We start from the raw sequence: 10,240 nt of genomic DNA, 5'->3' as shown, positions 1-10,240 counted from the left end.
TTATTATAGTTAGTAAAGCAGAAAAGGAGGAGCGGGTTTGAAAATATTGTTATATTTTGAAGGTGAGAAAATCTTAGCTAAATCAGGTATTGGTCGAGCATTAGATCACCAGAAACGAGCGCTCTCTGAAGTTGGAATAGAATATACATTAGATGCTGATTGCAGTGACTATGATATATTGCATATTAATACATACGGCGTAAATAGCCATCGTATGGTCAGAAAAGCACGCAAACTAGGAAAAAAAGTTATTTATCATGCCCATTCGACAGAAGAAGACTTTCGTAATTCCTTTATTGGGTCTAATCAACTAGCACCATTAGTAAAAAAATATCTTATCAGTTTGTATTCTAAAGCGGATCATTTAATTACACCAACACCGTATTCTAAAACATTGCTAGAAGGATATGGCATTAAAGTGCCTATTTCGGCTATCTCAAATGGTATTGATTTATCTCGCTTTTATCCTTCAGAAGAAAAGGAACAAAAATTCCGAGAATATTTTAAAATAGATGAAGAGAAAAAAGTAATTATTTGTGTTGGATTATTTTTTGAACGCAAAGGAATCACTGATTTTATTGAAGTTGCACGACAGTTACCAGAGTATCAATTTATCTGGTTTGGTGATACACCAATGTATTCTATCCCTAAAAATATTCGACAATTAGTTAAAGAAGATCATCCAGAAAATGTTATTTTCCCAGGTTATATTAAAGGAGATGTCATCGAAGGGGCCTATGCGGCAGCGAATCTCTTCTTTTTCCCTTCGCGTGAAGAAACGGAAGGAATTGTTGTCTTAGAAGCATTAGCTAGTCAGCAACAAGTTTTAGTGCGTGATATTCCAGTTTATCAAGGCTGGCTAGTAGCTAATGAAAATTGTTATATGGGTCATTCTATTGAAGAATTTAAAAAATATATTGAAGGCTTATTAGAAGGAAAAATACCTAGCACTAGAGAAGCAGGCTATCAAGTAGCAGAGCAAAGAAGTATCAAGCAAATTGGTTACGAGTTAAAAGAAGTCTACGAAACAGTCTTGTCTTAACAAATTTTGAAGGCAGTTATTGTTAGATGAAATGGAGGTAATGAGAGTGAAAATTGGTTTTTTTACTGATACGTATTTCCCGCAAGTGAGTGGGGTAGCGACTTCTATTAAGACCTTAAAAGATGAATTAGAAAAGCACGGCCATGAAGTGTATATTTTTACGACAACCGATCCTAACGCGACTGATTTTGAAGAAGATGTCATACGAATGCCTAGTGTGCCATTCGTATCTTTTAAAGATCGCCGAGTAGTGGTTCGCGGCATGTGGTACGCCTATTTAATTGCCAAAGAATTGGAATTAGATTTAATTCATACACATACTGAATTTGGTGCGGGTATTTTAGGGAAAATGGTTGGGAAAAAAATGAAAATTCCTGTCATCCATACGTATCATACGATGTATGAAGATTACTTACATTATATTGCTAAAGGAAAAGTTGTCCGTCCATCACATGTTAAATTCTTTTCAAGAGTGTTTACAAATCATACGACAGGTGTTGTTTGTCCCAGTGAACGTGTAATTGAAAAATTACGGGATTATGGAGTGACCGCACCAATGAGAATTATTCCAACAGGGATCGAAATTGATAAGTTTTTACGTCCCGATATTACTGAAGAAATGATCGCTGGAATGCGTCAACAATTAGGTATTGAAGAGCAACAGATTATGTTGTTATCGTTAAGTCGAATTTCTTATGAAAAAAATATTCAAGCAATTATTCAAGGATTACCACAAATTATTGAAAAATTACCACAAACTCGTTTAGTAATAGTTGGAAATGGTCCCTATCTAGAGAATTTAAAAGAATTAGCAGAAGAACTAGAAGTTAGTGAATACGTTCAATTTACGGGTGAAGTGCCAAATGAAGAAGTCGCTATTTATTATAAAGCTGCTGACTATTTTGTCAGCGCCTCAACGTCGGAAACACAAGGCTTAACTTATACAGAAGCGATGGCTGCTGGCGTTCAATGTGTTGCAGAAGGGAACGCCTATTTAAATAATTTATTTGATCATGAAAGCTTAGGCAAAACTTTTAAGACAGACAGTGATTTTGCCCCAACATTGATTGACTATATACAAGCAAATATTAAAATGGACCAAACTATTTTAGATGAAAAATTATTTGAAATTTCTTCTACAAACTTTGGCAACAAAATGATTGAATTTTATCAAGATACATTGATTTGCTTTGATCAACTTCAAATGGAAAAAGAAAATGCGGACTCAATTAAAAAAATTAAAGTAAAATTTACATCTTTAAGAAAATAAACTGCAAAACTTTCCTCCTTCGTTTATACTGAAGGAGGAAAGTTTTTTATTTTAAGAACGGAGGAAGCTACTATGTCTAAAATCGGCTTTATTGGAACGGGTGTCATGGGGAAATCAATTATTCGTAACATGATGAAAAACAATTTATCTGTCAATGTTTACAATCGAACAAAAAGTAAAACAGATGATTTAGTTGCTGAAGGAGCAGTTTGGTATGATACACCAAAAGCAATTGCAGAAGCCAGCGATATCATTTTTACAATGGTTGGCTTTCCTTCAGATGTTGAAGGCGTATATTTTAATGAAACAGGGATTTTTCAAGCAGATCTTACAGGTAAAATAGTAGTAGATTTAACCACAAGTACGCCGACCTTGGCTGAAAAGATTGCCAAAAAAGCAGCAGAAGTGGGTGCTCATGCGTTGGATGCGCCAGTTTCTGGTGGTGACTTAGGTGCTAAAAATGGTACTTTAACAATTATGGTTGGTGGCGATCAAGAAAGTTATGAGACCGTCTTACCAATTTTCAAAACATTTGGTAAAACGTTTATGCTACACGGCTCAGCTGGAAAAGGGCAACACACTAAGATGGCGAATCAGTTAATGATTGCAGGCACAATGACCGGTTTGACTGAAATGCTCGTTTATGCAAATGCGACAGGATTAACTTTAGAAAAAGTTCTGGAAACAGTCGGTGGTGGTAGTGCTGCGAACTGGTCATTAAGTAATTATGGTCCGCGTATTTTAAAAGAAGATTATACGCCAGGCTTTTTTGTTAAACATTTTATCAAAGATTTAAAGATTGCGTTAGATGAAGCAAAAAAACTTGACCTTCCATTGCCAGCGACGCAAAAAGCGACAGAATTATATGAAAGCCTTGCAGATAAAGGGTTTGAAAATGATGGCACACAGGCCTTAATTAAGCTTTGGTGGACAGATGGCAAGCAACCAACGAATAAAAATTAAAGAACAACAAAAAAATCAAAAAAAATGACGAAAAATCATGCAAGTTAGGCAATGTTTTGTTACAATGGTACAGAACTAGTTTGCAAAAGGAGGCCCACTGATGAAACATTCACAACTTGTGGCGATTATTAAGAGACTGGAAGCAATGATCGAAGCAGCAGATAATGAAGTACAAGTACGCCGCTTTGAACGTGAAGGCGTAGAGAAATGTATTGTAAGTTTTGATAAATCAACAGAAACATTTGAATTAACAGAATCTGATACGCACCAAAGCTATCAATTCGATAACATCGATATTGTAGCAATGGAAATTTACGACTTAATTCAATAATTAATCGTCCTACATTTTAATAAGGGAGTGGAGTAGAAGCACCAAAGCTTCTGGTTCACTCTCTTCTCGTATTATCCAGTCAAGTTGTAGCAATAGCTTAGTGGGAGTTTAAGAATTATATAACAAAAATCACTGGCACTTCTCAATCAGGGGAGTGCCAGTGATGCTTTTTAGTTGCACTTCTTTCCTTTTTCTGTGAAAATAGTTTGGGTATCAAAGTAATTGATCCTTTTTTTAAAAGCCTCGTCCCTTGAAAATGCGCCTTTTTTGAAATATTTGAAGAATATTTCATTAAAAATATAGAAAATTCTCTTGCATTCTTTGCTTATTTACGATATAGTTTGAACATCAAATGTTTTGATAATCAAAGTATATGGATGGTGCACAGAATGGAACCTAATTTAGAAACAGTCAACGATTACTTAGTCAGTGTCTTTAATGACATCTTAACGATTGAAGAATCTGAATTGAAAAAATCACAATTTAATGATTTATCCATTACGGAGATGCACACAATCGAAGCAATTGGTATGTACAAGAAAAAAACGTCTTCAGAAGTAGCCAAGGAACTGTCAATTACCGTCGGAACACTTACTGTAGCGATTAACAACTTAGTTAAAAAAGGCTATGTTGAACGTTTGCGTAGTGAAGATGATCGACGTGTAGTAAAGCTTGGCTTAACTAAAAAAGGAAAATTACTTTTTAGAGTCCATCAGCATTTTCATCGTGAAATGGTTAAAAACATTTTGAAAGGCATGGAGCAAGAAGAAGAACAAGCGCTGTTAAGAGCACTAAAAAATCTTCATGATTTCTTGCAAGAATACAAATAAAAAGTGAGGATCCCCATGAAGAATTATGCACGAATTAGTTGTACAAGCCGTTATGTTCCAGAGAATTGTGTCACGAATCAGCAACTGAGTGAAATGATGGATACCTCTGATGAATGGATACATTCGCGAACAGGCATTAGTGAACGTCGCATCGTTACGCAAGAAAATACGTCTGATTTATGTCATCAAGTCGCAAAACAGTTATTGGAAAAATCTGGAAAGCAAGCAAGTGAGATTGACTTTATTTTAGTTGCAACAGTGACACCAGATTTCAATATGCCTTCTGTTGCTTGCCAAGTGCAAGGCGCAATTGGCGCTACTGAGGCTTTTGCTTTTGACATCAGTGCAGCGTGTTCTGGTTTTGTCTATGCCTTAAGCATGGCAGAAAAACTAGTCTTAAGTGGTCGTTATCAAACAGGTCTAGTAATTGGTGGCGAAACATTTTCCAAAATGTTGGATTGGACCGATCGCTCCACAGCGGTGCTTTTCGGTGATGGGGCTGCCGGCGTCTTGATTGAAGCGGCTGAGACACCGCATTTTCTAAATGAAAAATTACAAGCAGATGGACAACGGTGGGCGGCTTTAACTTCAGGCTACACGATCAACGAAAGTCCTTTTTATCAGGGGCATAAGCAGGCGAGTAAGACGTTACAGATGGAAGGACGTAGTATTTTTGATTTTGCGATTAAAGATGTTTCACAAAATATTTTATCACTCGTGACGGACGAAACCGTGGATTATCTTCTACTACATCAAGCAAATGTGCGCATTATCGATAAAATTGCACGTAAGACGAAGATTTCCCGCGAGAAGTTTTTAACGAATATGGATAAATATGGCAATACCTCAGCTGCTAGCATTCCTATTTTGTTGGATGAAGCAGTTGAAAATGGGACCTTAATTTTAGGTTCCCAACAACGCGTGGTGCTAACAGGATTTGGCGGCGGCTTAACATGGGGCTCACTGCTCCTAACGCTGTAAAAAACTGTTCACATATAAATGAAGAAAATGACTATTTTGGAGGAATATACACATGGTATTTGAAAAAATTCAAGCAATTATCGTAGAAGAATTAGGAAAAGATGCTGAAGAGGTACAATTAACTACAAACATTCAAGAAGAATTAGATGCGGATAGCTTAGATTTATTCCAAATCATTAACGAAATCGAAGATGAATTTGATGTGAAAATCGAAACAGAAGATGGCATCCAAACCGTTCAAGATTTAGTAACATATGTAGAAAAACAACAAGCAAACTAATACATGAAAATAGGGGGCTGGGACATTTAATTGCTAAATGACCCAGTCCCTAAAAAAACAAGTAAATAAGCCGGAAAAATCCTTTTTTACTTGAATGAAGTGTACTTATCTTAGAACTAAAGGACGTATAAAATCAATGAATCAACAGTTATGTGAGTTGCTTGGAATCAATTATCCCATTTTTCAAGGCGGTATGGCTTGGGTAGCCGATGCTTCATTAGCAAGTGCCGTGTCAAACGCTGGTGGATTAGGGATTATTGCTGGCGGCAATGCCCCAAAAGAAGTCGTAAAAAAAGAAATTAAAAAAGTTAAAGAATTAACGGAGCAACCCTTTGGTGTCAATATCATGTTACTTTCACCTTTTGTCGATGAAATTGTCGATTTGGTTTGTGAAGAACAGGTTCCTGTCGTAACGACAGGTGCGGGCAATCCAGCCAAATACATGGCTCGCTTTAAAGAACATAACATTAAAGTAATCCCAGTAGTTCCTTCAGTTGCTTTAGCAAAAAGAATGGAAAAAATTGGTGCCGATGCTGTCATTTTTGAAGGAATGGAAGCTGGTGGACATATTGGCAAGTTAACCACTATGAGTGGCTTACCGCAAATCGTTGACGCTGTGTCAATTCCTGTGATTGCAGCAGGTGGGATTGGTGATGGTCGTGGTATGGTTGCTGCCTTTATGTTAGGTGCTGAAGCAGTCCAGTTAGGCACTCGTTTTTTAATTGCAAAAGAATGCAACGTTCATCCAGATTATAAACAGAAAGTTTTAAAGGCACGTGATTTAGATGCAGTAATTACCTGTCAACATTTTGGCCATCCAGTGCGTACTTTAAAAAATAAATTAACCGCTCAATATAATCAATTAGAAAAGCAAGAACTTCAAAAAGAAGTACCTGATTTAGAAATGTTTGAAAAGATTGGTCAAGGCGCTTTGCGCAAAGCTGTCGTTGACGGGGATATGGATTACGGTTCCGTCATGGCGGGACAAATTGCCGGGTTAATAAAAAAAGAAGAAACAGCCCAAGAAATCATTGATTCACTCATGTCTGAATGCAAAGCGATTGTACATAAGATGAATCAGCGTTGGGGCTAAGTGAATAATTTTAACAAAAAATGAGGTGTCGTATGAAAACAGCGATTTTATTTAGTGGACAAGGAGCCCAGTATCAAGGGATGGGTGAAGAATTATATCACCAAGAAGCGATTGTTCGGGAAACTTTCGATGAAGCAAGTCATATCTTAGGTTATGAGATGGCAGAACTTTGTTTTACTGAAAATGAACGTTTAAATGAAACAGAATATACGCAACCTGCTATTTTAACAGTCAGTGTCGCATTTTACCGTCTTTTGCAACAAAAAGGACTAACACCTGATGTCGTAGCGGGTTTAAGCTTAGGGGAATACAGTGCTTTGGTTGCCAGCGGGGCTTTGCGTTTTTCAGAAGCAGTGGCCTTGGTCCAAAAGCGCGGTCAGTACATGACAGACGCAGCACCACAAGGAACTGGCAAAATGGTTGCTGTCATGAATGCTGAGCGTGAAGTAATTGAAAAAGCCTGTCAAGAAGCCAGTACTTTCGGAATTGTGGCTCCAGCAAATTATAATACACCACAACAAATCGTGATTGGTGGTGAGGTTGCTGCTGTTGATCAAGCGATGATACTTCTCAAAGAAGCTGGTGTGAAGCGAATGATTCCGTTAAATGTGAGTGGTCCTTTCCATACGGCACTGTTACAACCAGCATCAAAAAAATTGGCTCAGGATTTAGCAAAATTGAACTTTCAAACGATGCAAATTCCTGTCATTAGTAATACGACTGCCGAAATTATGCCCCAAGAGGCAATTCAAGCGTTATTGGAAAAGCAAGTCATGTCTGCGGTACGTTTTGAAGACAGTATCGAAACGATGAAGGCTATGAACGTAGGAACGATGATTGAAGTTGGTCCAGGGAAAACATTAACTGGTTTTGTTAAAAAAATTGACAAAACAATTGAAATGCACCGTGTGGAAGATGTTGCAACATTAACAGAAACGTTAACAGCACTTACTGGGAGGTAAAAAATGGAATTAACAGGAAAAAACGTATTTATTACTGGAAGCACTCGTGGGATTGGCAAAGCAGTTGCGTTGGCTTTTGCGAAAGAGGGCGCCAATATTGTTTTAAACGGTCGGAGTGAGATTACGCCAGAACAACGACAAGAAATTGAAGCCTTTGGGGTAAAATGTATTGGCCTTTCTGGAGATATTTCCGATTTTGATGCAGCAGGTGAGATGATTCAAGCAACTGTTGACCAATTAGGCTCGATTGATATTCTGGTGAATAACGCTGGGATTACGAATGATAAATTATTATTACGAATGACAAAAGAGGATTTTAATGCCTGTTTAGATATTAACTTGGTAGGAACTTTTAACATGACCCAACAAGCGGTTAAACGTATGATGAAACAACGAAGTGGTCGGATTATTAATATGGCTAGCGTTTCTGGTTTAATGGGAAATGTTGGTCAAGCAAACTACGCTGCGAGTAAAGCCGGTGTCGTTGGTTTTACTAAATCGGTGGCACGAGAAGTTGCGCCGCGCGGTATTACCTGCAATGCGATTGCACCAGGGTTTATCCAAACAGAAATGACGGATGTTTTATCGGAAAAAGTTAAAACACAAATGAATGCGCAAATTCCCTTACAAACGTTTGGGCAAGTCGAAGATGTCGCAGCTACAGCGATATTCTTAGCTAAAAGTCCCTATATTACTGGGCAAGTCGTGAATGTTGATGGCGGCTTAGTCATGCACGGATAAACGAAAGGAGTCAAAAGGATGAATCGAGTAGTTATTACCGGTTACGGTGTCACCTCGCCGATTGGCAATGAACCTGAGACTTTTTTAGAAAGTTTGAAAACAGGGGAAAATGGTATCGGACCGATTAGTAAATTTGATGTTAGTGAAACAGGTGTCACCTTAGCAGCTGAAGTGAAAGACTTTCCAATGGAAAAATATTTTGTTAAAAAAGATGGCAAACGCATGGATAAGTTTTCGTTATTTGGCATTTATGCGGCCTTAGAAGCAATGGCTATGAGTGGCTTGGATACCAGTCAACTAGATGTGGATCGGTTTGGCGTCATGGTGGGTTCCGGGATTGGTGGTTTGGAAACAATTCAAAATCAAGTAATTCGGATGCACGACAAAGGACCTGAACGTGTGGCACCGTTATTTATTCCAATGGCGATTGGAAACATGGTGGCGGGAAATATTGCTTTACGTGTTGGTGCCAAAGGAATTTGTACGTCAACAGTGACGGCTTGTGCTAGTGCAACTCATTCAATTGGGGAAGCGTTCCGCAATATCAAACATGGCTACTCCGATGTCATTATTGCTGGTGGAGCAGAAGCGCCTATTACAGAAATCGGTATTTCAGGATTTGCTTCCTTGACCGCTTTAACAAAGGCGACTGATCCAGAAAAAGCCTCAATTCCCTTTGATAAAGAACGTAGTGGATTTGTGATGGGAGAAGGAGCGGGTGTCTTTATTTTAGAATCATTAGATCATGCTCTAGAACGAGGCGCAACTATTTTAGGTGAAGTGGTTGGCTATGGTGCTAATTGCGATGCCTATCATATGACATCGCCAACACCAGATGGGAGCGGCGCAGCGAAAGCCATGGTACTAGCAATGGAAGAAGCGGGGATTTCTCCAGAAAAAATTGGCTATATTAACGCCCATGGAACAAGCACACAAGCTAATGACAGTGCAGAATCTAAAGCAATTGAATTGGCTTTAGGTGATGCCGCAAAAACGGCGTATGTAAGTAGTACAAAGAGTATGACGGGACATCTCTTAGGCGCCGCTGGTGGAATTGAAGGAATTGCTACCCTAAATGCTTTACAACATCAATTTATTCCGCCAACCATTAATGTGGAAAATCAAGATGAAGCAATTACGGTGAACGTTGTTTTAAACGAAAGCAAAGAGCATAAATTTGATTATGCTTTAAGTAACTCGCTAGGCTTTGGTGGCCACAATGCAGTTATTTGCTTAAAACGCTGGGAGGATTAACATGCAGTTAGAAGAAGTAAAAGCACTATTAACACAATTTGATCAATCAACTTTAACCGAATTTGATTTACGAGAAGGCTCGTTTGAATTATATATGAATAAAAATACAGTTTCTGGACGAAGTGCCGTAGAACCAGTGGCGCAACCACAAGAAACACCAGTAGCCGCTAGTGGTGTGTCAGTGCCTGTTGAAACAGTTTCTGTCGTTGAAGAAACGCCAACCAATACACCGACAGCCAATGAAAAGACAGAAGAAATTACGTCACCTATTGTAGGAATCGTTTATTTACAACCAGCACCAGATAAAGAGAACTTTGTCAAAGTAGGAGACACTGTTAAAACGGGTGACGTTGTGTGTATCGTTGAAGCGATGAAATTAATGAATGAAATTACGGCGACAGTTGACGGCGTGATCACCGAAGTGTTAGTCAACAATGAAGATGTGGTTGAATTTGGTCAGCCGCTATTCCGAGTTGCTAAAGGAGAATAAAAC

General features: G+C 38.3%; 12 protein-coding genes. All 12 read left to right on the top strand.

Features of this window, described 5'->3' with window-relative positions; genetic code table 11:
- The first annotated feature begins 37 nt into the window (after positions 1-37).
- Complete coding sequence (bgsA, locus tag IGL17_RS11180) at positions 38-1,042, top strand: cell wall glycolipid biosynthesis glucosyltransferase BgsA (protein WP_002359375.1); 1,005 nt, start codon at positions 38-40, stop codon at positions 1,040-1,042.
- A 46-nt stretch (positions 1,043-1,088) separates the two neighbouring features.
- On the top strand, positions 1,089-2,312 hold the full coding sequence (gene bgsB, locus IGL17_RS11175) for a cell wall glycolipid biosynthesis glucosyltransferase BgsB (protein WP_025193377.1): 1,224 nt from the start codon (positions 1,089-1,091) through the stop codon (positions 2,310-2,312).
- 72 nt (positions 2,313-2,384) lie between these two features.
- Positions 2,385-3,275: an NAD(P)-dependent oxidoreductase gene (locus tag IGL17_RS11170; protein WP_002359377.1), complete on the top strand. Its 891-nt coding sequence runs from the start codon at positions 2,385-2,387 to the stop codon at positions 3,273-3,275.
- A 100-nt stretch (positions 3,276-3,375) separates the two neighbouring features.
- On the top strand, positions 3,376-3,606 hold the full coding sequence (locus IGL17_RS11165) for a YkuJ family protein (protein ID WP_002379802.1): 231 nt from the start codon (positions 3,376-3,378) through the stop codon (positions 3,604-3,606).
- Positions 3,607-3,995: 389 nt separating this feature from the next.
- A complete protein-coding gene (gene fabT, locus IGL17_RS11160) occupies positions 3,996-4,436 on the top strand; it encodes a fatty acid biosynthesis transcriptional regulator FabT (RefSeq protein ID WP_002362455.1) in 441 nt (146 codons plus the stop codon).
- 15 nt (positions 4,437-4,451) lie between these two features.
- Positions 4,452-5,417: a beta-ketoacyl-ACP synthase III gene (locus IGL17_RS11155; RefSeq protein WP_010713112.1), complete on the top strand. Its 966-nt coding sequence runs from the start codon at positions 4,452-4,454 to the stop codon at positions 5,415-5,417.
- A gap of 52 nt (positions 5,418-5,469) precedes the next feature.
- A complete protein-coding gene (locus IGL17_RS11150; RefSeq protein ID WP_002356278.1) occupies positions 5,470-5,697 on the top strand; it encodes an acyl carrier protein in 228 nt (75 codons plus the stop codon).
- 136 nt (positions 5,698-5,833) lie between these two features.
- Positions 5,834-6,790, top strand: a complete 957-nt coding sequence (fabK, locus tag IGL17_RS11145; protein WP_010707125.1) for an enoyl-[acyl-carrier-protein] reductase FabK — start codon at positions 5,834-5,836, stop codon at positions 6,788-6,790.
- A gap of 32 nt (positions 6,791-6,822) precedes the next feature.
- A complete protein-coding gene (gene fabD / locus IGL17_RS11140; RefSeq protein WP_010776118.1) occupies positions 6,823-7,752 on the top strand; it encodes an ACP S-malonyltransferase in 930 nt (309 codons plus the stop codon).
- A 3-nt stretch (positions 7,753-7,755) separates the two neighbouring features.
- Positions 7,756-8,493 (top strand): 3-oxoacyl-[acyl-carrier-protein] reductase, encoded by a 738-nt coding sequence (gene fabG, locus IGL17_RS11135; protein ID WP_002356283.1) that lies wholly within the window; start codon positions 7,756-7,758, stop codon positions 8,491-8,493.
- Between the two features lie 18 nt (positions 8,494-8,511).
- Complete coding sequence (gene fabF / locus IGL17_RS11130; protein ID WP_010776117.1) at positions 8,512-9,747, top strand: beta-ketoacyl-ACP synthase II; 1,236 nt, start codon at positions 8,512-8,514, stop codon at positions 9,745-9,747.
- A gap of 1 nt (position 9,748) precedes the next feature.
- Positions 9,749-10,237 (top strand): acetyl-CoA carboxylase biotin carboxyl carrier protein, encoded by a 489-nt coding sequence (gene accB / locus IGL17_RS11125; RefSeq protein ID WP_002397489.1) that lies wholly within the window; start codon positions 9,749-9,751, stop codon positions 10,235-10,237.
- Positions 10,238-10,240: the final 3 nt, after the last annotated feature.

This window comes from Enterococcus sp. AZ088 (assembly GCF_051714845.1).
Lineage (GTDB): Bacteria > Bacillota > Bacilli > Lactobacillales > Enterococcaceae > Enterococcus > Enterococcus faecalis.
The sequence above is the reverse complement of the archived record's forward strand: the minus strand, read 5'-3'. Positions and strand labels throughout refer to the sequence as shown.